Source organism: Dyella humi, assembly GCF_044904605.1.
Taxonomy (GTDB): domain Bacteria; phylum Pseudomonadota; class Gammaproteobacteria; order Xanthomonadales; family Rhodanobacteraceae; genus Dyella_B; species Dyella_B humi.
The window spans coordinates 213075-237988 of record NZ_JADIKI010000021.1 but is presented as its reverse complement, the minus strand read 5'-3'; the positions used below and the strand labels follow the sequence as shown (position 1 = coordinate 237988).

Below are 24914 nucleotides of genomic sequence, written 5' to 3'. Positions count from 1 at the left end.
ATCGGCTAGCGCGGTAGTCTTTCGGATTCGTCATTGCTCGGAGGATTTCACGGTCTCCTCATCGGAGTCTTCGTCAGGGTCCTGATAGCTCAACGCCGACAGATGCAAATGCGCGATCATTGGTGCCAGCGATTGCGTTGCGGTAGCGTCGGACGGCTGGCGAGCTTGCTGCGCGCGATAGAGCCGGCCGGTCAAGGCAACATAAATAAGGGTGATCGCGACGAAAGTAAGCAGGTTGCTGCCGGGTGCGAGATTGCGTGTCAAGGTGCCCATGCAAACCAGCGCCATCGCCAAGCCCACCAGTAGCACTAACGTGGTGTGCGCGCTGAAACCGGCATTCATCATGATGTGATGGATATGGCCGCGGTCGGGTTTGAACGGCGACTTGCCTGCGCGTATGCGACGCATCATCACGGCGAATGTGTCGAGCACGGGCAGCGCGACGCACCAGAGTACGTCCACGGTCGACAGATGCGGATGGGGTTGCTGGCTGAGCTGGATCAACGTCCACGCCAGGAAGTAACCGATCATGACGCTACCGGCGTCGCCCAGGAACACCTTGCGTCCGACCAATTCCAAGTTGGCAGCAAGATCAGGCAATAGCGCAGCGGCTAGCAGCAACAGCAGAATGACGCTGTGCCACTGCGAAAAGCCTTGAAACACACTGATCGCGCCAATGCTCACCAGCGTGAGCATGCCCGCCAGGCCATCGATGCCATCCATCATGTTGAACGCGTTGAGCAGGCCGACCACTGCGATCAAGGTGAGCGGAATGCCGGCCGTGCCGAGTTCGAGGTTGTAACCAAACAGATGTCCAAGCGTGTGCACATACACGCCGGTGCAATAGATCATGGTGAGCACGGCGGCCGTCTGCACCAGCAGGCGCATGCGCACGCTGAGATCGAAGCGATCATCCAGCGCGCCGGTGAGTGCGAGTACGGCGCCGGTTCCTAGCAGTGCGTTCGTGAACAGAAGCGATTGTCCTTCGAAGCACATGCTGACGATGATGCCGAAGAGCGCGGATAAGCCGCCGATGAGTGGAATGTTCCCCACGTGCCGCTTGCGTTCGTTGGGTCGATCGACGAGCCCGATAGACTCTGCATGGTGATAGAGCAGAATCATGGCGGAGGTAGAGGACGAAGCTGCGATAACGCACGAAATTAGCATCCGGTACTGCATGGATTCTCCCGACTACACGACTTTCACATGTAGCGCGATGGCCCCTGCTTCCGTCGCGGACATTGCACAACACACGTAGTGCTTGGTGGGCGATCCTATGAGTTTGGCAGTGTATGTGACGTTAAGAAACGAGCTGTAAATCGCATATTTTCATTCAAGATTGTGATAGTAGAAATTCTTTTGAAAGTGATTGTTGCGTGAAGCATTGGGTTTGCGCACCGCTGTGTTGTGTAGCTGTGATCATCGTAAAAAGTGTGTGTTGCTCGTGTGGAATTTGGAATGTTGTATGTGTGGTGTGTTCATGAATGTGCAGTGGAGATGCATTGTGTGCGACAGATATGTGACTCGCTGTATGCGCTATTTACTGAGAGTGATGACGCAGAATTTTTCTGATAGCTGTTGAGTTGTATCAGCGATGAAACAGTGGCCAGACTCAACGTTCTGTTTGTTGTTTGCGTTTCATGGGTCGCTGCATGGATATCCAAAGAAGAAGTTTCGTCGCCTGCTGCAAGTAGACGTGACGGCCGCGCGAGGAGAGGGGTTGAAGTGAGGGTGTGATCAGTGCGCGATCACAACGGCGTGCGCAAGACGTCAGCGCAGCGCCTCGGTCGAACTTCTCCCGCCCCCCGATCAAGTCGAGGGCAGGCTTGTCGGCACCCTCTCACGAAGGGAGAGCTGTGCACTCAAGAAGTCTCTTTGCGAGTCGTCGCATCAGGAGGCTTTACGAAAAACGTCGTCGTACTTGGTGTGCTTGCTGATGTGGCGGTGGTCGTGTGTGAAGACAGGCACGACGGCATGAGACTGCAAAACAAAGGCGGCTCATCACCAGGCAAGCCAAAGCAGTCATCCACACAGCGGGCCGCGGCACCCTCACAAGCCACCAAAATTTCAGAAAGCCGAAAACCGAAAAAACCAGCCCAATTAGCCATTTGGATCGATGCAATGTGGCAACCGCAAACGAAGAAACGTTAACTCGCTCCATCAATTTCGTAATTGCCCGACAAAAAGCTAAGCCGCAGCATCCACTGCAAGCATCGTGAAGCGGTTGACAACGAAATAGGGGAGTCTGCCGCGGATGCACCAATCGGGCTGGTGGCCCGAAATGACAAGAACAGCTGACAGGCCAAGGCCTGCCGGCACGGGTAACTGTGGGGAGAACATTGCTTATGATCGGGAAAGTGCAAGCATCCGAAATGCACGATGTCGTACGTCCTGTGCGGTCCAAGGCCGTATCCAGCGCCAAATTGGCGGTAGCGGTAGCGATGGGATTGGCCTTCACATACGGTGCGACCTCCGTGCACGCTCAGGATGCAGCATCCGCCTCCGGCAACAGCGGTACGTCTGTGCAATCCGGTCCCAGTGACCAAACCGGGGCGCCGACCACCGGCCCGGCAAAGAAGAAAAAAGAAGAAGCCAAGAACCTGGCGGCAGTTACCGTCACCGGCATCCGCGCGAGCCTGGAATCGGCGCAGCAGCTGAAACAGAACGCCACCCAGATCGTGGATTCTGTTACCGCGGTGGACATCAACGCCTTGCCCGACCGCAGCGTCACCGAGACGCTACAGCGCATCAGTGGCGTGACCATCGATCGCTTCGTCTCGCCCAACGATGCGGACCACCCCGCCGGCGAAGGCAGTGGTGTGATGATCCGCGGCCTGACTCAGGTTTCCAGCCAGCTGAACGGGCGCGACACCTTTTCCGCCAACAGCGGGCGCGGCTTGAGCTTCGAAGACATCCCGGCCGAATTGATGGCCGGCGTGGATGTGTACAAGAACCCCAGCGCTGAGATCACCGAAGGCGGCATCGGCGGCACGGTGAATTTGCGCACGCGCATGCCGTTCGATGCGCCGGGTCAGCAGGTCGGTTTTTCCACCGGCGTCAACGAAGGGGACATTTCGAAGAAGAGCAAGCCGTCCGCATCGTTCCTTTACAGCAATCGCTGGAAGAGCGAGAGCCTCGGCGAATTCGGCGCCTTGCTCAACGTGTCCTACTCGGAGCTGTCCAGCCAGACCGATGGTATCCAGCTCGAGCCCTTCACCAGGCGCACCGATGCGGCGGCGACCGCCGGTAGTGGCCTGAGCACGGTATACGTGCCGGGCGGAGCGGACTGGCGCACGCTGGACTTCCAGCGCCGGCGCATGGGACTTGCCGGTGCTCTGCAATGGCGGCCGACCCAGAACCTGGAAATCTATTCCCAGTTCATACGCTCCAAGTACGACATGAACTGGCTTGAGCACGGTGCCATTTTCGCCGACAGCAATTCCGACATCACGCCGGCGAACGGCACCACGTTCAATTACAACGGTCAGGGCATCTTCCAGAGCGGCTACCTGAATTCCGATACCTGGCGCGGTAACTACCCGGCCAGCCAGAACGGCGTGGCCTTCAATGGTGATACCCGCTATCAGGTGCAGACCACCACGACGACCGATTGGTCGAACGGCTTCAAGTACAACCTCAACGACCACATGATCCTGAGTGGCGATCTACAGTTGGTGAAATCCAACAGTGACGAGACCGATTTCACCGTCTTCAGCCAGACCTATCTGCCAGGCGTATTCCTTAGCACCAACGGCAGCCATGGCATGCCCATGGTTACGATCAATCCCGCGGGCTATGTCAACAACGCCGCAAACTACTTCTGGTCCGCAGCGATGGACCATAAGGAGAACGAAAGCGGCATGGAACGCGCTGCTCGCCTCGACCTTGAATACGATTTCGAGGATAGCAAATGGCTGCAGTACATGAAGTTCGGTGTGCGTGCCACCAGCCGCAGCGAAGACAACGTGAGCACCGGTTACAACTGGGGGCCGATCACCCAGCCGTGGGCGACGATCAATACGCCGAGCGGCTTGGCTACCATGAACAGTAGTCTGCCCAACTATGCTTCGCTGTATTCGTTCAGCGGATTCTTCCGCGGCCAGGTCACGGTGCCTTCGCTGTACTTCCCCAACGGTTCGCTGGCGACCAACTATTCGCAGGCCTACTCGATCCTGAAATCCATCGAAGCGTCCGGCGGCTGGAAGCCGGTGCAGATCACCCCAGGTGATCTCAACAGTCAGGGCGAGAAGACTCAGGCAGCCTACGGCATTCTGTATTTCGGTAATGACAGTGCCTTGGGTATTCCGGTCGACGGCAACATTGGCGTGCGCCTGGTGCGCACCAGTGAACGGACGAATGGCGAAGGCCAATACCCGAACTTGGCCGGCAATGACCTTCCGCCAGCGTTGATGGCGGAGTACACCGGCCAATATTTCGGACTCAGCGGCAGCGGCCACTATCAGAATGCGCTGCCCAGCTTCAACCTGCGCTTCAAGCTGACCGACGATCTGCAATGGCGACTGGCTGCATCCAAAGCGATGACGCGTCCGGATTTCGCCCAGATGCAGCCATTCCTGCTGTTGGGCGCAACGATCAACACGGACAAGACCGCCGTCACGCAATGGACGGGCACGGCCGGCAACCCCGACCTGAAGCCGATGATCGCCAAGCAGTACGACACCGCGCTGGAATGGTACTTCGCGCCAACTGGCTCGTTGTATACCACCGCCTTCTTCAAGGACATCGGCAATTACATCGCCCAGGAAACGTATACGGAGACGTACAACAACCAGCAATGGTCGGTGACGCGTCCGTACAACATCGGCACCGGCATGATTCGCGGCGCCGAGATTGGTTACAACCAGTTCTACGACTTCCTGCCGGGTTGGCTGAAAGGCCTGGGCATGCAGGCCAACTACACCTACGTGCACAGCGAGGGCGGCATCAATACAGCCACCAACCCGTATAGCGGCGCAGTGGTCACCGGCTTCCCGCTGCCGATGGTCGGCCTGTCCAGGAACAGCTTCAATCTGGCCGGCATGTACCAGCTCGGCAGTTGGCAGGCACGCCTGGCCTATAGTTGGCGTTCGCGCTACCTGCTCAGCACCAGCGACGCCAACACGCACTTGCCGATGTGGTCGGACAGCTATGGCCAGCTCGACGCCTCGGTGTTCTACACGGTCAATAAGAACGTGCAGGTTGGCCTGACGATGAACAATCTCACCAACTCGACGGTGAAGACGATCATGGGTCCGACCAGCTACGGCAATGGCGTCGTGGACTATAACTTGTACCCGCGTGGCTGGTTCGTCACTGACCGACGCTATGAGCTGGTGATGCGGGCTACGTTCTGATGAAGCGGCGTGTAAGTCCCTCTCCCCAGCAGGGAGAGGGATGCTGCTCTACTCCCTCTCCCCGCTGGGGAGAGGGTTGGGGTGAGGGGCCAATCTTGCTGCGAACTTTCACATCGTCATTCCGGCGAAGGCCGGAATCCAGTTCAAACACGTTGTGCGAAGCATTCAACATAAAGGATGTCGTGTCCTTCGGACGCATATTTAAACTGGATTCCGGCCTTCGCCGGAATGACGGTAAGGCAAGAACAAGCTTCCGGAAAATGTATCGATATTTTGCCGCTGCCTGTTCACTATTACTTGCTGTCAATCTCCAGGCTTCCGAACCTACTACCCCCTACCACTTCACCAGCGTCCGCATCGGCGGCGGCGGCTTCGTCAGCGGCCTAATTTATCAACCCGCCGCCGAGGGTCTGCTTTACGCCCGCACTGACGTCGGTGGCGCTTATCGCTGGGACCAGTCCGCCATGCGTTGGGCCGCGCTTACCGATTGGGTCAGCGCGCAAGACAACAATCTGCTCGGCATCGACAGCCTTGCTGTCGATCCGCACGATCCCGATCGTCTTTATCTCCTTTCCGGCACTTACAACGACCCACGCGTAGGCAACGCAGCCGTACTGCGCTCGACTGACCGCGGCGCACATTTTCAGCGCGCCGATCTGCCGTTCAAGATGGGCGGCAATGAGCTAGGACGCAGCGACGGCGAGCGGATGGCGGTAGATCCCAACGATGGGCGCATTTTGTTTCTCGGCTCGCGCGACGCGGGCTTGTGGCGCAGTGACGATTACGGCGCGCATTGGGTGCACGTCGACAGCTTTCCAGCCGTGGCCACTTCGTCATCGGCCAGCGCGAAAAGCAACTGGCGGCAGCAAGCCATCGGCATCGTATTCGTGGTGTTCGATCCAGCCAGTGGTTCGCCGGGCAGGCCATCCACCACGCTTTATGCTGGTGTTTCCACCAACGAAGCAGGCCTGTTCCGCTCGATCGATGGCGGGCGCACATGGAACATCGTATCCGGACAGCCCGCCGGCTTGCGACCCAATCACATGGTGCGTGCCGGTGACGGGGCATATTACCTGAGCTACGGCGACGAGCCGGGCCCCGACAGCATGCACGACGGTGCGGTGTGGAAATACGAGCCCGCCGCGCAGCGTTGGACCGACATCACGCCGCTGCCACACGTGATCGGAACACCGAGCGGCTATGGCTGGGGTGTGGTGGCGGTCGACCCACGTGATCCCAAGGTGGTGATGACCGCCACCTTCGCGCACTACACGCCCAAGGACGAATTGTTCCGCAGCACCGACGGCGGCCATCACTGGCAGGAAATTTTCGCTCGCTCGCAGTTCGACAACAGCGATGCCGTCTGGACGCGCGAGCATACGCCGCACTGGCTTGCTTCCATCGCGATCGATCCGTACGACGCCGATCGCGTGTGGTTCGTAACTGGCTACGGCGTATGGATGTCCACCGATATGCGCAATGCCGACAAGAACGGCACCGTGCACTGGCAATTCCAGGATCGTGGCCTGGAAGAAACCGTTGGGCTGGACTTGATCAGCCCGCCGCAAGGTGCGCATCTGCTGAGCGCGATCGGCGATCTGGATGGTTACAAACACGATGATCTCGACGTTGCGCCGCTGCAGTTCACCGCACCGCCGCGTTACGCCAATAGCGAAAGCATCGATTTCGCGCAGAGCAAGCCGGCGCTGATCGTGCGCAGCGGATACCTTCGCAAACCCTTTGATCCGGCCATACGTGCCGCTTACTCGGAAGACGGCGGGATGCATTGGCGGGCCTTTGCCAGTGAACCCGAACAGCCGGGGCAGGGCGCTGGCACCATCGCCGTAGCCGCCGACGGTTCGACAGTGCTGTGGTTCCCGCGGGATGCGCCCCATGCCTACCTCACGCACGATTTCGGCAAGCATTGGCTGCCGGTGCAAGGCTTGTCGCCGCAGGCGCATCTGCTGAGCGACCGCTTCGACCCAAAACGTTTCTATGCTTACGACGGCAAGTCGCGCCAGGTATTCGTCAGCCGCGATGGCGGTGAGCACTTCCAGCCCATCGCCGGTGCGCTGGGCGAACGGGTGAAGCATGGCTATGTGGTGCAGATGCGCGCTGCGTCCGACGCCGCGGGCGTGGTGTACGTGAGCGGCCTTGGCCTGGGGCTGCTGCGTGCGCGCGATGATGGCAGCGCCGTGATGCAGTTGGGCGAATTGGCCAATGCGCGCGATTTCGGGTTCGGCAAGGCCGCGCCGGGCAGCGCGTTTCCTACCGTATTCGCCGCGGGACAGCATGCCGGCGTGTACGGTCTTTATCGTTCCACCGACGATGGCGTGCATTGGTTACGTATCGATGATGATGCACATCGTTATGGTGGTCAGCGGCTGATTACCGGCGATCCACGCTTGTTCGGGCGCGTGTATTTCGCGACTAGTGGACGCGGTATGTTTTATGGCGATCCGGTGGATGGGGAAAGCCCATGAGCGCTCTTGGCGCAACATTGCATCGAGTACGCCGCTCTCTCCGGATGGAGAGGGAGTTGTCAATGACACTGCATCCACACACACAGTGATTCCCATGCAAGCTTCTTTACGCCGTCGAGTGATGTCTCTATGGCTGGTACTGGTCGCCTTGTTCGCCATCGGCCTATCGATGCCATCCTCCGGCGCCGAAGTGCCAAACGATATGCCGCACTTCGTTACCGAGAACGGCAGACATGCTTTCCTGGTAGACGGTAAGCCGTTCTTGTTGCTCGGCGCGCAAGTGAACAACTCCAGCAACTGGCCGGCGATGTTGGATGAGGTGTGGCCCGCCATCGACCAGGTCGACGCCAATACCGTGATGGTGCCGATTGCCTGGGAGCAGATCGAGCCTACAGAAGGCCATTTCGATTTCAGTTTCTTCGATACGCTGCTCACTCAGGCGCGCCAGCACAAAGTGCGCTTGGTGTTGTTGTGGTTTGGTACCTGGAAGAACAACGGCCCCCATTACACGCCGGCATGGGTGAAGCCGGACAACAAGCGTTTCCCGCGCGTGATCACGCGTGAAGGAAAGTTATTGGATTCGCTATCGCCGCTCACCGCCGCCACGCTGGAGGCGGACCGCAAGGCCTTCGTGCAATTCATGACGCATCTGCATCAGGCCGACGCCGCGCAGCACACGGTGATCATGGTGCAGGTGGAGAACGAATCCGGCACCTACGGCACGGATCGCGATTATTCGCCGGCCGCCAATCAGGCGTTCGCAGGCCAGGTGCCCGCGACGCTGGTGAAGGCGGCCAATAAAAAGCCGGGCACGTGGACGCAGGTATTCGGCAAGGACGCGGCGGAATACTTCCATACTTGGTCGGTCTCGCACTTCATCGGCGAAGTAGCCGCGGCGGGCAAGGCGGTGTACGCCTTGCCGATGTACGCCAATGCGGCGCTGCGCGATCCGCTGCATCCCGGCCCGCCTGGCAGCTATTCCACCGGTGGCCCTACCGACAATGTGATGTTCATCTGGAAAGTGGCGGCGCCCGCGATCGATCTGCTCGGGCCGGATATCTATCACCGCGACTACGCCTACTACACCACTGTGCTTGATCATTACGCGCAGCCAGACAACCCGCTGATCGTCACCGAAACCGGCAACGATCAGCCTTACGCGCGCTACATCTTCGCCACTCTCGGCAAGCAGGGCCTGGGCTTTGCGCCGTTCGGCATCGATTACACCGGCTATTCCAACTGGCCGTTGGGCTCGAAAGATACGGACGCCAAGGCGTACGAACCTTTCGCGATGAACAACCGCCTGCTGCGCCCGATGGGTGAACTGATCGCCACGCTGAGCCTTGCCGGCAAGGTGTGGGGTGTCTCCGAGCCGGAACACACGCATCAGCAAACCATCGACATGGGCGACTGGCGCGCCACAGTTTCCTATGGCCTGCCATCGTTCGGCACCGACACACCGCCGCCCGGCAATACGCCACCCAAGGGCGGCGTGCTGATCGCGGAGCTGAGCAAGGACGAATACCTTGTCACCGGCTATTTTGCGCGGGTGGATTTCATGCCTGGCAAGGGTAGGGAGCATGTGCACTTCCTGATGGATCGCGTGGAGGAAGGGCGTTACGACAGCCAAGGGCATTGGAATTTCATGCGGCTATGGAACGGTGATCAAACCGATTCCGGCTTGAACTTCACCGATCGACCGCAGGTGTTGCACGTGAAGTTGGCGACGTATTGATGGTTGCTATATGTCATTCGCACGCTTCCAGACGGGCGAAAGCAAACTCCTCCCCCTGCTTGCAGGGGGAGGTTGGGAGGGGGTGAATACTAGCGGGGAAGTTCATCGCAAGTGCTCACCCCACCCCAACCCTCCCCTGCAAGCAGGGGAGGGAGCCGCTTCCGGCGTTTGTATAAACCTGGTTCCGGAAGGAACAAGAACTGAAGTACATAGATTCAACTAGGGAAAACCCTGCTTCATGCAAAATCGGATCTTGAAACGACTGACGCTGTCTCTTTACGTCGCGTTGAGCACCTGCAGCGTGGCGTATGCCGATACGGCCACGACACCCGCAACAAGCAACACCGCCATCGAGCAGCGTGTCGACGCCATGCTCGCCAAGCTCACACTGGAACAGAAAGTGGAACTGCTAGGCGGCGTGGACAACTTCTCCACGCACGCGGAGTCAAACATCGGGCTGCCAGCGCTGACCATGTCCGACGGCCCCTATGGTGTACGTGCGCCTGGACCTTCCACTGCCTATATGGCGGGCATCGGCCTCGCTGCATCGTGGGATCCGGATCTAGCGAAGGACGTCGGCGCGGCCATGGGGCGCGATGCGCGTGCGCGCGGCGTGAACTTCCTGCTCGGGCCGGGTGTGAACATGTATCGCGCGCCGCAGAATGGCCGCAACATGGAATATATGGGCGAGGACCCGCTATTGGCTGGCAGCATGGCAGTCGGCCTGATCGAAGGCGTGCAATCGCAAGGCGTGGTGGCGACGGTAAAGCACTTCGCCGCCAACAACTCCGAATACGATCGCCGCCATCTCGATACGCATATCGACGAGCGCACTCTGCGCGAAATCTATCTGCCGGCCTTCGAGATGGCGGTAAAGCAAGGCCATGTCGGCGCGGTGATGAGCAGCTACAACCTCGTCAACGGCGATTATCTGGCTGAAAATCGCACGATCAGCGACGACATCCTCAAGAAGGAATGGGGTTTCGACGGCATCTTCATGTCCGACTGGGGCGCCACGCACGACGGCCTCAAAGCCTTCAACGCGGGCCTCGATCTGGAAATGCCGGCGCCGGACGCGATGAAGCCGGATCTGCTATTGGCCAACCTGCGCAACAGCAAGCTGTCGCAGGCGATGCTCGACGACAAGGTGCGCCGCATTCTGCGCACGGCGGTGCGTTTCGGATTTCTGGACCGACCGCAGAAAGATCTTTCACTGCCGCTCTACAGCCTGCAGAACGACCAGGTTGCGCTGAAGAATGCGCTCGAAGGTCTGGTGCTGCTGAAGAACGAGCACAACGTGCTGCCGTTCGATGCATCCACGATGAAAACCATCGCGGTGATCGGCCCCAACGCCGATCCTGCCATCAGCAGTGCGGGCGGCAGTTCACATATCGACACCTTCCAGGCGCAGAGCGTGCTCACCGGCATTACGCATGGGGTGGGCGATAAGGTGCGCGTGCTGTACAGCCGTGGCCTGCCGTCGCCGATGGAAGTGTTCAAGAAGGGCGGCTTCAACACGCCAGATGGAAAGCCCGGCCTGCTCAAGGAAACCTTCGCCAACGACGCCTTCCAGGGCAAACCCGCCACCAGCACGGTGGACGCGCAGGTCGACCTGTGGAAGCCGGAGCTGTGGACCGAGCACGCTACGCGTCGGCAAAGCATCCGCTGGAGCGGTCGCTTCGTGCCCAAGCATGACGGCAAATACCTGTTCTTGACCGCGGCGGCGAGCGAAGACACCTATACGCTCTATGCCGACGGCAAGCCCGTGATCACGCAGCCGCATCGCGAAGGGCAGGCGCCGCTGTACGCCACGCTGGCGTTGCATGCGAACCAGCCGGTAACGATCCGGCTCGATTACAAACCTGACGTCGATTACAGCCGCATGGGTTTGGGTGTTGTCGCCATCGATGACCTGATTTCGCCGGATGCGAAGAAGATCGCTGCGATGGCCGACGCGGCCGTAGTGGCGATCGGTTTCGATCCGAGTTCCGAAAGCGAGGCCTACGATCGCACCTTCCAGTTGCCGTGGGGCCAGGAAGCTTTGATCGAAGCCATTGCATCAGCTAACGCCAAGACAGTTGTTACAGTCACGTCCGGCGGCGGCTACGCCACCGAAGGCTGGCTCGACAAAGTGCCGGCCCTGCTGCAGAACTGGTATCCGGGACAGGAGGGTGGTGCAGCGATCGCGCAGGTGTTGTTCGGTGAGCATTCGCCGGAAGGCAAGTTGCCGATCAGCTTCGAGCGCCAGTGGGCCGACAATCCCACGCACGATTGGTACGACGCGTCGCCGCATCCGGCCGGCACGAATCCCAGCGTCACTTATGGGGAAGGCGTTTTTCTTGGCTATCGCTGGTACACCAGTCATTCGGACAAGCCGCAGCCGTTGTTCCCGTTTGGTTACGGTTTGTCGTACACCAGCTTCAAGTTCTCGAATCTAACGACGAAAACGCTGGCACCGGGTGACGTGGAAATATCTTTCGACGTCACCAACACCGGTTCGCACGAAGGCGCCGAAGTGGCGCAGGTGTACGTGGGCGATCCTTCCGCCAAAGTGGCGCGCCCGGCGCGTGAGCTGAAGGCGTTCCGCAAAGTTCGGTTGAAGCCGGGCAAAACGCAGCACGTTACGTTGCAGCTGGATCATCGCGCCTTCGCGTACTACGACGTCGGGAGTCATGACTGGCGCGTCGATCCAGGGTTGTTCAAGGTGTATGTGGGTGATGCGTCCAATAACACGCCGTTGGAGCACGCGGTCACGCTGGCGCATTAGTCCTTTGAAACTTAGATATTAAGGCCACTCCAAATAGCTCCTTCTCACCTCACCGTCATTCCGGCCTTCGCCGGAATGACGGTGAGGCAGAATGAGCATTGCGCAAGCGCGCACTTTACTTGCCGCCTTACCCCTCACGAGCTAGTGTCGTCCCATCGCATCACCGACGACGCGCATGAGCGACATCCCCACCACCATCCTGGTCGCTGACGACCACCCGATGTTCCGCTCCGCAATCGTGCATGCGCTCGGCGCGGCGATCGGCGGATGCCGCGTGCTGGAAGTGTCCAGCCAGAGCACGCTTGAAGCCTGCCTCGCCACGGAGCCTGACATCGATCTGGTGCTGCTCGACCTGATGATGCCCGGTGCGATCGGTTTCTCCTCGCTGCTATGGCTGCGTGCAGAGCGGTCAGATCTGCCGGTGATCGTCATCTCTTCCGACGATCGTCCGCGCACCGTGCGTCGCGCGCAGCAGTTCGGTGCGGCCGGTTTCGTGCCCAAGGCTGCGCCGGTCGAGGATTTGCACAAGGCTGTGCAACGCGTGCTGGATGGCGGGCTGTGGTTCGAATCCATCCGCGCCGAACGCAGCGAGCAGGACGCGATGCTCGCCGCGCGCTTTGCGCAGCTGACGCCGCAGCAGTTCCGGGTGTTGATGTTGTTGGCGGAGGGGCTACTCAACAAACAGATTGCCGATCGGCTGGGTCTGGCCGAGAACACCGTGAAGATCCATGTTACGGCCGTGCTGTCCAAACTCGAATGCCGTTCGCGTACGCAGGCGGCAGTGCTGGTCAAGTCGCTCGATCTGGAAGAGGGCGACGACGCATCATGATCCGCGCGCCGATTCCGCAAGCGCGTAGGCTGGGATGACAATCCCTGCATCACCATTCAGGTAAAAGCAGGGATTTCATCCCAGCCTACGAACTGGTCGTCGTAAGCAGGAGTTGCGTCAGCATGGCGCGCAGGCGAGCCGGCGACAGCGGCAGGTTGGCGGTATGCACGCCGGCTTCGCGCAGCACGCTTTGCATACCGGTTTCGTCCTTGCCGAGAAAGGCGACGATCGACGGCTTGCACGACCATGCGCCTTGTTGTTCCAGCTTGAGGAACGCCAAGATCGGTTCCCATTGACCGTCCACCAGAATCAGGTCCGGTGCCATCGAAACATCCGCCTGTGCGAGTGCGTCGTCGGCTTTTGACCACTCGGCCACCTTGCATCCCCAGCCTTGCAGCAGCGTCGACGCTTTTTGCCGAAGGTGTGCGTTCTCCTGAATTAGCCAGATGCTGCGATGTTTCAACAGCGAATCGCTGCTGTCGTCACCGTCCGCATGCGTGGCCGTTGCCGGTTCAGCAAGTTCGACTTCGATCCCGAACACGCTGCCGCGGCCTGGCCAGGAACGCACGCGTAGCGAATGGCCAAGCAGGTTGGCGATGCGCTCGACAATGGAAAGCCCCAGGCCCGCGCTGCGTTCGTCCGCATCGACGCCGGTGTCCAGGCGCCGAAATTCCTGAAAGATAATGTCGCGCTGATCTTCCGGTATACCGATGCCGGTATCCCACACCTCGATGCGTATGGCTCGTCCGACACGCCTGCAGCCGAGCAGAATGCGGCCATGCGGCGTGTAATGCAGCGCGTTGGAAAGAAAATTCTGCACCGCCCGCTGCAGCAACGCCGGGTTGCTGCGCACCCACGCCGAGGTGTTGATGAACGACAGCTGCAAGCCCTTCGCGTGCGCCATGATGCCGAACTGGCCAGCCAACTCCTGCAGCAGCGGCGAGAGCGCGAAGACTCGCAGATCGGGTGAGATCGCGCCCGCATCTAGTCGCGCAAGATCGAGCATGCTGGTGAGCTGACTATCCAGTGCCTGCAGCGAACGCTCGATGCGTTCCAGCAGTGTGACGTCCGAGGCGGACTCGGCCGAACTTTTCAACGAACCGGCGAACAGGCGCGCGGCATTCAACGGCTGCAGAAGGTCGTGCACGGCGGCAGCCACGTAGCGTGTCTTGTTGCGATTGGCGCGTTCGGCTTCCGCCTTGGCCGCGCGTAGGTCCTGCGTGCTTTTGTCGATGCGGTGTTCGAGCGTGCTGGTCAACGTGCGCAGTTCGCGCGCGGCTTCCTTGTACAGCGCGATATCCGCATAGCTGGTGACAAAGCCTCCACCAGGCAGCGGACGACCGCGAATCTCCAGCAGGCTGCCATCGGGACGCTTGCGTTCGACCATATGCGGACTGCCCTGGCGCAAGTAGTTCAGGCGGCGCTGAATGGCTTCGTCCATGTCGCCCGGGCCGAGCAGACCACGCCTGGCGTTGTAGCGAAACAGCTCCTCCACGGGCTGGCCTGCTTTCAGCAGCGTGTCCGGATAACCAAATAGTTCGGCGTATCTGGCATTCCAGGCTACCAGCCGAAGCTGCGCATCGATGACGCTGATGCCTTGCGGCAGGCGCTCCAGCACCTCGGGATGTCCGGTCATGGCCTGTAGCGCAGCATGCACCAGGCTGTCTTCCTCCAAACGCAGCGCGCTGGCGTAATGCGAAATCAGCCGCTCCAGATCGCGACGGCTTCTCCTATGCAACTGCGCGGCGTGCAGGCGCTGCTGCAGGAACAGGGCGAGTAGGATGAGCGGAAGCCAGATACTCAACGTAATCAGCGCACCGCGATAGGCGGCGATCGTTGCGGGGTGCGCATCGCGCAGCAGATGCAGCGTCCATTGCTGCGTGGGCAACGACATGGACTGCCATACCATGTCGTGCGACATGCTCGGACGATCGACGTGCATCAACTGTCCGCCAGATCCCAGCGTTGCCAGCGCGCGAAACGCCGCGGGCGACAACAGGCTGTTCCCGTACTGGCGCGTGCGCGCAAGCGTGGACTCCACGCTTGGTCCGAGCGGCGTCAGCGGTCGGTAGATCCACGCCGGCTGATTGCTGAGGAACACGACTTCGTTTGCATCGCTCAGCAGTACGATATCGCCGCTGCTTACCCATTCCTGCTCGAGCGTGTCGAGCGGAATCTTGATCACGATGATGCCGATGCGTTGGCCCTGGTCGTCGTGCAGCGCTTCGGAAATGAAATAGCCGGGAAGATTGGTGGAGATGCCGATGCCGTAGAACGTGCCCTGATCATGCTGCATCGCCTGCTGAAAATAGGGGCGAAACGCATAATCGAGACCGACGTTGCTCGACGGCAGGTTCCAATTGCTAGCCGCGATGGCCACGCCTTGGCGATCGATCAAGGTGAGCGTGGACACGTGCGTGGCGCCGTTCGCCCGCGTCAGCTTGCGATTGAGCGCGGCGACGTCGATCTCGGATGCGGGCGCCGACAAGGCGTGACGCAATTCCGGGTCCAGCGCCAGCACGGTCGGCAGCACCCGGTAGCGATCCACCAGCCGCTGCAAGGCCAGGGCGCGGATCTGCAGCTGATTCAAGGCTTGCGCGGAAAGCTGTTCCAGTGCGCGTTGCCGCGCATACCAGGCGGCAGCGCAAGTAGTGGCGGCGATCGCAAGGAAGAGTGCGATCAGCAGGGCAGTTTTCAGAGCTTTGGAATGAGGCTTTGGCATGGGAGTACATGCTAACTCGTAGAGCGGAATACCTCGTAGGCTGGGATGACAATCCCAGCATCACCATCCGGGCAAAAAAGCCGAGATTTCATCCGGCCTACAGTTAGCCGGAAAGTACTAGTCGCATGGTGTTATTCATCAACAAGCCGGCACGCGGCATGCTGATCCCGGGGATAGACCAATAAAAGCCGATGTGCGTCATCGGCACAACGTTTGTATTGCGGGGAGAGAATCGACATGCCGAAAACAAGGTATGCAATCAGTGCGTTGGCGGTGGCCTGTGCTTTGGCGTCAACCGCATCATGGGCCGGTACCCAATCCGACACCGCGGACAACCTGACCATGTACGGCATCACGCTGTACGGCACCATCGATGTTGGCGTTTCTTATCAGAGTCATGGCAGCGCGTTCAGCGACGCAGCGGCCACCAACGTCAACAATTTCCTGATCAAGGCCAGCAACAAGCCGAATACATCGCTGGCTTCAAACGGCATGAGCATTTCGACCATCGGCATCAAGGGGCGCGAACCGCTGGGTGCAGGATGGTGGGGCGTGTTCCAGTTCGATACGGGATTTCTGCCGGCGTCGATGACGTTGATCGATGGTACGCGCTCGATCGCTAGTAATAACGGTGTGGCGCTGGCGGATCAGAAATCGTATGGCGATTCCACGCGCGCCGGGCAGGCGTTCAATGGCCGGGCCTTTGTCGGTGTCGAATCGCCGCACTATGGCGCGCTCACGTTCGGTCGCCAAAGTACGCTGTTGAACGATGAGGTGTGCAAGTACGACCCGCTCAGCTGCTCGCTGGCCTTTTCGTATGTGGGCTTTTTTGGCGCCACCGCCGGCACTGGCGACACCGAGGATCGCCTGCTCGACGGCACGCTGAAATACACTCTTACGGACGGCCTGTTCCATGGCGGCGCGATGTATCAGTTCGGCAACGCGCGGAAGCTGTCCAGTTCGAGAGGCACGGCCTACCAGGTGGATCTGGGCATCACACAGGGTCCTTGGTCGGTGGATGGCGTGTTGGCGCACAAGGATGATGCCATCTCGGTTGGCGGCTCGCTGACTGCGGCACAGGTGGCTGCGCTTACCACGCCGGGTTCATCCACGTACGGTCTGCCGGTCGACAAAACGTTGCCGGGCACTGTATCGGACAACACCTCCTACACGTTCCTGGGTGAATACGATGCGGGTCGGCCGAAGTTCTTTGCAGCCTACGAGCATATTCGTTACGCCAATCCCACCACGCCGCTTCCGATCGGAAGCCAGACCATCGGCGGTTATTTCATCGTGCCCAGTAACAGTGCGTTTCCACGACCCAAGGTTCTTGAGGTCGCCTGGGTCGGCATGCGCTACGCACTGACACCTTCGCTCGACTTTTTCGCTGCGTATTACCGCGCCATGCAGAACAGTTACGCGAAGGTCAGTTGTTCGAACAGCAGCTCGCCGCAATGCAGCGGTCACTACGATGCCTTGTCGCTGGTGCTCGATCAGCACTTTGGTCGGCACTTCGATGTGTATGGCGGCGTGCAGTGGTCCAGGGTTTATGACGGCATGGGTAGCGGTTATCTGCAATCCGGTTCGTTCGATCCGACGATTGGTGTGCGGATTGTTTTCTGACGTGTTCCTACACACTTCCTTATGAAGCCTCATTTTGCCTTGCCGTCATTCCCACGAAAGCGGGAATCCATTCGCTCTGATGCAAAGGCAAAGATGGATTCCCGCTTCCGCGGGAATGACGGCCATGGAGGGCCGAGGTGTGCTGAGTTGTGTGTGGTTTGCAGAATTTTTTAATCGGCAATCAGCAGGAATTTTTCATGACTTCCGCAGCAGACATCGCGCGAGCACGCAACACCGTGATCGCCGCGTTCCTGGGCTGGACCCTGGACGCGTTCGATTTCTTCATCTTGGTGTTCACATTCGATGAAGTCGCCAAGACTTTCGGCGTAAGCATCACCAGCATCACACTGGCCATCACGCTGACGCTCGCCTCGCGCGCGATCGGCGCTTTCGTGTTCGGCCGAATGGCAGATCGCTATGGACGCAAGCCCACGCTGATGCTGGTGATCCTGCTTTATTCGCTGTTCGAATTCGTTAGCGGCCTGGCCTGGTCGTACGTATCGTTCCTGGTGATCCGTACTTTGTTCGGCATCGCCATGGGCGGCGAGTGGGGTGTGGGCAGTTCGTTGGTGATGGAGACGATCCCCAGCCGCTGGCGTGGTTGGGTGTCGGGCCTGCTGCAGGCCGGTTATCCGACAGGCTATTTCCTTGCCACACTGCTGTTCGGTCTTTGTTACGAGTCTCTCGGCTGGCGCGGGATGTTCTTTGTGGGTGCGGCACCGGCGCTGCTGGTGTTCTTTATCAACGCCAAGATTCATGAGAGCCCCGCATTCGAGGTGATGCGGCAGCGGCCCAAGAGCTCCTTGCTGCAGATTGTGAAGTCGAATGCGAAATTGACGATCTACGCGATCGCCATGATGACCGCCTTCAATTTCTTTTCGCACGGCACGCAGGACATCTATCCCAAGCTCTTCCTCGCCAAGCAACTGGGACTGCCGCACGCGACGCTTACCAACATCGTGCTGGTCTACAACGTGGCAGCGATTCTGGGCGGACTGTTCTTCGGCATGCTGAGCCAGAAGATCGGTCGGCGCCGCGCGATCATATTGGCTTGTGGGTTGGCGCTACTAGCGGTCTATCCGTGGTCGCACAGCAGGGATGTGTACATGCTATGCGCGGCGGCGTTCGTGATGCAGTTTGGTGTGCAGGGCGCGTGGGGCGTGGTGCCGGCGCATCTCAATGAGCTGTCGCCGGCGGAAATCCGCGGCACCTTTCCCGGCTTTGTTTATCAGCTCGGCAATTTCCTGGCAGCGATCAATCCGGTGCTGCAGGCGGAAATCGCGCAGCGGCATGGGCAGGATTACGGTTACGCGCTGTTGCTGGTCGCGGCTACGGTGGCCGTTGTGCTGGTGCTGCTGATGGCGTTCGGGCCTGAGGCGCGCGGTGTGGCAATGGCGGAAGGGCGTGCGGAAAGTGCGCCGTTGCGTGAAGCCGTGCCAGCCAAATGATACCGAGAGGTTGAGGCATCATTGGATGCCTCAGCCAGCCGGGTGAGCTGGGATGCGAATTCCAGCTATTGCTTGCGACTACTTAGTATCGTGTATTGCTGGGATTGCATTCCAGCCTACGAGGACCCACTCGACGAACCTGCTGGTGGCTTTCCACCCGCCGGCGGTTGGCTGCTTTGTGCGCCCGGTGTCACGCCCGGCGGCAGCGGCGGCGGTTTGCAGCCTGGATCGGGATTGGAAGGCGTAGGTGGTGGGCAATGATTCTCCATGCCACCACCGGGCGGTGGCGATGGTGGCGCGGCACCGTTTGTGCTGGATCCGTTGCCTTGTTGTGTCGAGGAAGTCGTCGTAGTCGACGTCGTACTTGTGGCTTGCGCAACCGTAGCCAAGCCAAGCAGGAAAACAACATAAAGCATGGGCACCCGACGCATGGATTGCCTCCGTAACAAGGAAGTCTGCGCCCGATATTGCATGCTGGGTTCAATCGTTCGCTTGTCCCGGCAGTGACAACCACACCAGCTTGCGTCGTGCATCACGCAATTTGCGGCGATTTGTCTTGAGCGTCCCTGCTTGGTAAGGACTTTCGCGACATCAGCGGGGAGTTAATGACTCCGCACACTTCCGCTTGCGTTCTCCATGTATTGCCGCGGCGTGCAATTGAACTCGCGCCGAAACACCGCGTACATGTATTGCAATGAAGTGAAGCCGCTGCGCACGGCGACCTCGGTCAACGGAATCGAGGAATCGGTCAGCATATGCCGCGCCATTTCCAGCTTGTGTTCCAGAATGGTCTGGTGCACGGATTGCTTCAGCTCACGCTTGAAGTGTTCTTCCAGCAGCGTGCGCGAGATACCCACGTAGTCAGCCACTTGTTCGGTCTTGATCCCTAAGCACGCGTATTGGCGGATGTAATGTTTGGCGCGCATCACGTAAGCGCTCTTCAGCGGCTGATGCAGGCTGGTGGCCTGCACGTTGATGCCTACTGGTGGCACCAGTACGCGAGTGGTGGAGCAGTCGCCGCCGTGCAGCATCTGGTGCAGCACCTGAGCGGACATGCGGCCCATTTCTTCCGCGCCCTGGATCACCGACGTGAGCGGAATGCGGCATAGCAATTGCGCGATGGGATCGTTGTCGATGCCGACGATAGCGATCTGTTCTGGAATCGGCACATCCGCCACGATGCAGGCTTGCAGCAGATGCCGGGCGCGCGCGTCGGTGGTGGCGACGATGCCGATCGGCTTGGGCAGCGAGCGTACCCATTCCACCAGATCTTCCTGGGCGCGGCCCCAGCCGCCGGCGCTGGTGGAGGATCCGCGGTACACGGTGCCGTCCAGCCCGTCCGCACGCACCATCTGCAGGAATGCCGCTTCGCGCTCGTGCGCCCAACGGCAAACGGGGCTGGGCGGCAGGCCGTAGAAGGCGAAGCGATGCAGGCCCTGTTCGATCAGATGGTCGTAGGCCAGCCGAACCAGTTTGTGGTTATCGGTAGCCACATAAGGAATGTTGTGCGGGTACTGCGTTTCATCCGCGTAGGAGCCGCCTACAGCGACCACAGGAATAGGCATGGAGGCCAGTGCCTCGCACACCAAGGGATCGTCAAAGTCGGCAATGATGCCGTCCCCGCGCCACTGGTGAATGCCCACCGTGCGGCTGCGGAAATCCTCTTCCATGAACAGGTCCCATTTCACGCGTGTGGACGTGAGATATTGCCCGATGCCGGCGATCACCTGCCGGTCGTACACCTTGTTGGCATTGAACAGCAGTGCGATGCGGTGTGGCTTCGTCATGGTATGGGCAGCAAACCAATTACAACAACGGCGTGTGCCGTAGACGCGACGCTAACAGTTCGCAGGATCAGGCACATGACGCAACGCGACAAAGAAAAATCTAGCGCCGCTGATGGATTTCGCAATTGCGGGAGAAACAGGTGAACTGCAGCATCCGAAGGAATGATCCGATTCGGCCTGCGCAGGCGTCACTGTCTGTCTCTGTCCACATGCCTTCGGCCCGTCGTCTCGATAGCCAGCCAGTCTGCCTTCGCCGACAGTCCTGTGGCCTGCGAATAGACACAGACGGTGCCACCTGCGCAGACCAAATCGGAGCATTCCAGGCGAATTAGGAGCTTCCCCTCATGAGTTATTTTGACCACATTTCCCCTATCGACCGGCCCGGCGCGGACACCTCCAGCGCCCTTGGCTTCCGTCATTACGACCCGGCCCGCCTGGTGCTGGGCAAGCGCATGGACGAGCACCTCCGTCTCGCCGTGTGCTATTGGCACAACTTCGTGTGGCCGGGCACCGACATGTTCGGTTCTGGCACCTTCCATCGTCCGTGGCATGAAAGCGGCGACCCATTGCAGCGGGCACGCGAGAAGGCCGATGCGGCCTTCGATTTCTTCAAGCGCCTGGGCACGCCGTTCTATACCTTCCATGACACCGACGTGGCGCCGGAGGGCGGAAGCCTTTCCGAGTACGTGAGCAATCTTTCCGCCATGGTGGATGTGCTGGAAGCCAAGCAGTCCCAGGCCGGCGTGAAGCTGCTATGGGGCACGGCCAACCTATTCAGCCATCCGCGTTATGCGGCGGGCGCGGCCAGCAGCCCGCAGCCGGAAGTGTTTGCTTGCGCGGCCACGCAGGTGTTCCACGCCATGGCCGCTACGCATCGCCTGGGTGGCGCCAACTATGTGCTGTGGGGCGGGCGCGAAGGCTACGACACGCTGCTCAACACCGACCTGCGGCGCGAGCGCGCGCAGCTGGGCCGCTTCTTCCAGATGGTGGTGGAGCACAAGCACAAGATCGGTTTCAAGGGCACGATCCTGATCGAACCCAAGCCACAGGAACCCACCAAGCATCAATACGACTACGACACCGCTACGGTATTCGGCTTCCTCAAGGAGTTCGGCCTGGAGCAGGAAATCAAGGTGAACCTGGAAGCCAACCACGCCACGCTCGCCGGTCACTCCTTCCATCATGAAGTGGCCACCGCCATTTCACTGGGCGTGTTCGGCAGCATCGACGCCAACCGCGGCGATCCGCAGAACGGCTGGGATACCGACCAGTTCCCCAACAGCGTGGAAGAGCTCACCCTGGTGATGTACGAAATCCTGCGCCATGGCGGCTTCACCACCGGTGGCTTCAATTTCGACACCAAGGTGCGCCGCCAGAGCAGCGATCCGGCGGACCTGTTCCATGGTCATATCGGCGCCATCGATGCGCTGGCGCTGGCGCTGGAACGTGCTGCGAAGATGATCGAGCGCGACGCCCTGGCCGAGTTCAAGGCCAAGCGTTACGCCGGCTGGGATGCGTCATTCGGCAAGCAGATCCTGGAAGGCGGCTATACGCTCGAATCGTTGTCGCAGGAAGCGGTCAAGCGCGATCTGCGCCCGGCGCATGCATCAGGACAACAGGAATATCTGGAAAACCTGGTCAACGCTTACATCTACGGCTGAGCGGCCGCATGTATCTGGGGATAGATCTGGGGACCTCGGCCATCAAGGCCGTGCTGATCGATGCTACCGGCAAGGTGCGCGCCACCGCGTCGCATGCGTTGGCAGTATCCAATCCGCAGCCGCGCTGGTCCGAACAGGATCCGCATGCATGGTGGACGGCCGCGCAAGCGGCGATCGAGCAGGTGTTGGCCGGAGCGGGCAGAGAAGGAATTTCCCCGCGCCAGATCGCCGGCATCGGCCTGAGCGGGCAGATGCACGGCGCCACCGTGCTTGACAAGGCCGACCGCGTGCTGCGGCCGGCCATTCTGTGGAACGACGGACGCTGCGACGCGCAATGCCGCGAGATAGAAAGCTGGCCCGGTTTTCAGGAAATCACCGGCAACCTCGCCATGCCCGGCTTCACCGCGCCCAAGCTGCTGTGGTTGCGCGAGCATGAGCCGGCGGTATTCGAGCGCATCGCCAAAGTGCTGTTGCCGAAGGATTACCTGCGTCTCGGCCTAACCGGCGAATACGCCACCGACGTTTCCGATGCGGCCGGCACGCTGTGGTTGAACGTGGCCGAGCGGCGCTGGAGCAAGCGCATGCTGGAAGCCACCGGGTTGTCGCTGGATGCGATGCCCACGGTATACGAAGGCAACGCGGTCACCGGTTACCTCAGCCAAGCCTTGGCTGATCGATGGGGCATGCAGCGCGTGCCGGTTGCCGCCGGTGGCGGTGACAATGCGGCGGGTGCGGTCGGTGTCGGCATCGTGCGGCACAAGCAGGCGATGTTGTCGCTGGGCACCTCGGGTGTGTATTTCGCGGTATCCGACGGTTATCTCGCGCGTCCCGAGCAGGCGGTGCATAGTTTCTGCCATGCCTTGCCGGGTACGTGGCATCTGATGTCAGTGATGTTGAGTGCCGCCAGTTGCCTGGATTTCACGGCGGGCTTGAGCGGATACGGCAGCGTCGCAACGATGCTGGCCGATGCTGAACAAGCCGGCATGCGTCACGACGGTCCGGTCTTTCTGCCTTATCTCAGCGGCGAACGCACGCCGCACAATGACGTGCATGCGTGCGGCGCATTCACCGGCTTGCGTGCGGATACCTCACGTACCGATTTGGCCAACGCCACGCTGGAAGGCGTGGGGCTTGGCTTGCTCGACGGCATCGAAGCGGTCGACGCGGCAGGTTTGCATGCGGACGACATCACCGTGATCGGCGGCGGATCGCGCAGTGCTTATTGGACGCAGATGTTGGCGGACATCATCGGTCGTCCGTTGACTTTGCGTGCGGGCGGTGAGGTTGGCGCTGCGCTTGGCGCGGCAAGGTTGGCGCATCTTGCTGCTGAACCGGGCGCCACTTTGGCCGACGTATGCGAGATGCCGGAAGTGACGGCCGTGTGTCAACCGAATCTGTCGCGACATGCGTATTATCGCGAGCATAGGCAGCCGAAATTCCGGGCGTTGTATAGCCAGCTTGCCGGGGTTTATCGGGTGGAGGGGGCGGTATGACGGCTATGAGGGTGCTCGGCGTATGCATGGTGTTGGCTACATCAATGCTCGCGACCTCCACCGCCCATGCCAGCAAAGACCACCCCGTCATCGGCTTCTCCATCGATGACCTGCGCCTCGAACGCTGGGCCCACGACCGCGACTACTTCGTCGCCGCTGCCACCAAACTCGGCGCCAAGGTCTACGTACAATCGGCTGACGCCAGCGAGGAGCGCCAGGTCGCGCAACTTGAAAACCTCATCGCACGCGAAGTCGACGTGCTGGTGATCGTGCCGTTCAACTCCAAGGTGCTCAGCAACGTGGTGGCGGAGGCAGAGCGCAACGGCATCAAGGTGGTTTCCTACGATCGCCTTATCCTCAACGCTAACGTCGATGCCTACATCACCTTCGACAACGAGCGGGTAGGGGAGCTGCAGGCGCAGGGCGTGTTGAACAGGGCGCCGAAAGGCGATTATTTCCTACTCGGCGGTTCGCCTACCGACAACAACGCCAAAATCATTCGCCAAGGCCAGATGAAAGTATTGCAGCCAGCGATCGACAACGGTTCGATCAAGATCGTCGGCCAGCAATGGACGCCCGATTGGGATGCATCAAAGGCGTTGCGCATCGTCGAAGATGCGTTGACTGCAAATGCCAACAACATCCAGGGCGTGGTCGCTTCCAACGACGGCACCGCTGGTGGTGCAATCCAGGCGCTGGCCGCGCAAGGGCTGGCGGGCAAGGTGCCGGTATCCGGACAGGATGCGGACTTGGCCGCGGTCAAGCGCGTGATCGACGGCACGCAGGCGATGACCGTGTACAAGCCCATCAAGCAACTCGCCACGCAAGCTGCAGAACTTTCCGTGGAACTGGTGCGCGATGAAAAGCCTCAGTACACCACCACCTTGAACAACGGCACGAAAAATGTCGACACGGTGCTGCTCAATCCGATTCTGCTGACGCAGCAAAACGTGGGCGTCGTGATCAGCGACGGCTTCTACACGCACACCCAGATCTACGGCAAATGAGTCGA

At 60.1% G+C, this 24914-nt stretch carries 14 protein-coding genes; 10 read left to right on the top strand and 4 right to left on the bottom strand.

Annotation, left to right across the window (positions count from 1 at the left end):
- Positions 1-30: 30 nt before the first annotated feature.
- The gene (locus tag ISP18_RS01620; protein ID WP_380016375.1) at positions 31-1053 is read right to left on the bottom strand and encodes an MraY family glycosyltransferase; all 1023 of its coding nucleotides are present in this window, start codon (positions 1051-1053) and stop codon (positions 31-33) included.
- Positions 1054-2372: 1319 nt separating this feature from the next.
- Here ISP18_RS01620 and ISP18_RS01615 point away from each other — a divergent pair.
- The 5 genes from ISP18_RS01615 to ISP18_RS01595 all read left to right on the top strand — a co-directional run bounded on the left by ISP18_RS01615 (position 2373) and on the right by ISP18_RS01595 (position 13168).
- Entirely contained in the window at positions 2373-5354 is a 2982-nt protein-coding gene (locus ISP18_RS01615) for a TonB-dependent receptor (RefSeq protein ID WP_380016373.1), read from the top strand.
- A 260-nt stretch (positions 5355-5614) separates the two neighbouring features.
- Complete coding sequence (locus ISP18_RS01610) at positions 5615-7837, top strand: WD40/YVTN/BNR-like repeat-containing protein (RefSeq protein WP_380016371.1); 2223 nt, start codon at positions 5615-5617, stop codon at positions 7835-7837.
- A 94-nt stretch (positions 7838-7931) separates the two neighbouring features.
- A complete protein-coding gene (locus tag ISP18_RS01605; RefSeq protein WP_380016369.1) occupies positions 7932-9572 on the top strand; it encodes a DUF5597 domain-containing protein in 1641 nt (546 codons plus the stop codon).
- Positions 9573-9810: 238 nt separating this feature from the next.
- Complete coding sequence (locus tag ISP18_RS01600) at positions 9811-12339, top strand: glycoside hydrolase family 3 C-terminal domain-containing protein (RefSeq protein ID WP_380016367.1); 2529 nt, start codon at positions 9811-9813, stop codon at positions 12337-12339.
- Positions 12340-12514: 175 nt separating this feature from the next.
- Positions 12515-13168: a response regulator gene (locus tag ISP18_RS01595; RefSeq protein WP_380016365.1), complete on the top strand. Its 654-nt coding sequence runs from the start codon at positions 12515-12517 to the stop codon at positions 13166-13168.
- Between the two features lie 85 nt (positions 13169-13253).
- On the opposite strand, the gene ISP18_RS01590 is transcribed toward ISP18_RS01595, so the two are convergent.
- A complete protein-coding gene (locus ISP18_RS01590) occupies positions 13254-15890 on the bottom strand; it encodes a PAS-domain containing protein (RefSeq protein ID WP_380016363.1) in 2637 nt (878 codons plus the stop codon).
- A gap of 237 nt (positions 15891-16127) precedes the next feature.
- Here ISP18_RS01590 and ISP18_RS01585 point away from each other — a divergent pair, with 237 nt between their 5' ends.
- Entirely contained in the window at positions 16128-17513 is a 1386-nt protein-coding gene (locus ISP18_RS01585) for a porin (protein ID WP_380016361.1), read from the top strand.
- A gap of 197 nt (positions 17514-17710) precedes the next feature.
- A complete protein-coding gene (locus ISP18_RS01580) occupies positions 17711-18961 on the top strand; it encodes an MFS transporter (protein WP_380016359.1) in 1251 nt (416 codons plus the stop codon).
- A 116-nt stretch (positions 18962-19077) separates the two neighbouring features.
- Here ISP18_RS01580 and ISP18_RS01575 read toward each other — a convergent pair whose 3' ends face one another.
- Positions 19078-19392 (bottom strand): hypothetical protein, encoded by a 315-nt coding sequence (locus tag ISP18_RS01575; RefSeq protein ID WP_380016357.1) that lies wholly within the window; start codon positions 19390-19392, stop codon positions 19078-19080.
- A gap of 171 nt (positions 19393-19563) precedes the next feature.
- Complete coding sequence (locus ISP18_RS01570) at positions 19564-20748, bottom strand: XylR family transcriptional regulator (RefSeq protein ID WP_380016355.1); 1185 nt, start codon at positions 20746-20748, stop codon at positions 19564-19566.
- Between the two features lie 344 nt (positions 20749-21092).
- Here ISP18_RS01570 and xylA point away from each other — a divergent pair, with 344 nt between their 5' ends.
- Genes xylA through xylF form a run of 3 tightly spaced genes read left to right on the top strand, consistent with a single transcriptional unit; the run spans position 21093 to position 24909 of the window.
- A complete protein-coding gene (gene xylA / locus ISP18_RS01565; protein WP_380016353.1) occupies positions 21093-22409 on the top strand; it encodes a xylose isomerase in 1317 nt (438 codons plus the stop codon).
- A gap of 8 nt (positions 22410-22417) precedes the next feature.
- A complete protein-coding gene (gene xylB, locus ISP18_RS01560) occupies positions 22418-23902 on the top strand; it encodes a xylulokinase (protein WP_380016351.1) in 1485 nt (494 codons plus the stop codon).
- Entirely contained in the window at positions 23899-24909 is a 1011-nt protein-coding gene (xylF, locus tag ISP18_RS01555) for a D-xylose ABC transporter substrate-binding protein (protein ID WP_380016349.1), read from the top strand. Before xylB ends, xylF begins: the two co-directional genes overlap by 4 nt.
- Positions 24910-24914: the final 5 nt, after the last annotated feature.

Bases quoted from the DNA above. Each gene is read 5' to 3' on its own strand.
- ISP18_RS01590 (WP_380016363.1), bottom strand. From the start codon at position 15,890: ATGCCAAAGCCTCATTCCAAAGCTCTGAAAACTGCCCTGCTGATCGCA.
- ISP18_RS01605 (WP_380016369.1), top strand. From the start codon at position 7,932: ATGCAAGCTTCTTTACGCCGTCGAGTGATGTCTCTATGGCTGGTACTG.
- xylB (WP_380016351.1), top strand. From the start codon at position 22,418: ATGTATCTGGGGATAGATCTGGGGACCTCGGCCATCAAGGCCGTGCTG.
- ISP18_RS01595 (WP_380016365.1), top strand. From the start codon at position 12,515: ATGAGCGACATCCCCACCACCATCCTGGTCGCTGACGACCACCCGATG.
- ISP18_RS01570 (WP_380016355.1), bottom strand. From the start codon at position 20,748: ATGACGAAGCCACACCGCATCGCACTGCTGTTCAATGCCAACAAGGTG.
- ISP18_RS01580 (WP_380016359.1), top strand. From the start codon at position 17,711: ATGACTTCCGCAGCAGACATCGCGCGAGCACGCAACACCGTGATCGCC.
- ISP18_RS01585 (WP_380016361.1), top strand. From the start codon at position 16,128: ATGCCGAAAACAAGGTATGCAATCAGTGCGTTGGCGGTGGCCTGTGCT.
- ISP18_RS01575 (WP_380016357.1), bottom strand. From the start codon at position 19,392: ATGCGTCGGGTGCCCATGCTTTATGTTGTTTTCCTGCTTGGCTTGGCT.
- xylF (WP_380016349.1), top strand. From the start codon at position 23,899: ATGACGGCTATGAGGGTGCTCGGCGTATGCATGGTGTTGGCTACATCA.
- xylA (WP_380016353.1), top strand. From the start codon at position 21,093: ATGAGTTATTTTGACCACATTTCCCCTATCGACCGGCCCGGCGCGGAC.
- ISP18_RS01615 (WP_380016373.1), top strand. From the start codon at position 2,373: ATGCACGATGTCGTACGTCCTGTGCGGTCCAAGGCCGTATCCAGCGCC.
- ISP18_RS01610 (WP_380016371.1), top strand. From the start codon at position 5,615: ATGTATCGATATTTTGCCGCTGCCTGTTCACTATTACTTGCTGTCAAT.
- ISP18_RS01600 (WP_380016367.1), top strand. From the start codon at position 9,811: ATGCAAAATCGGATCTTGAAACGACTGACGCTGTCTCTTTACGTCGCG.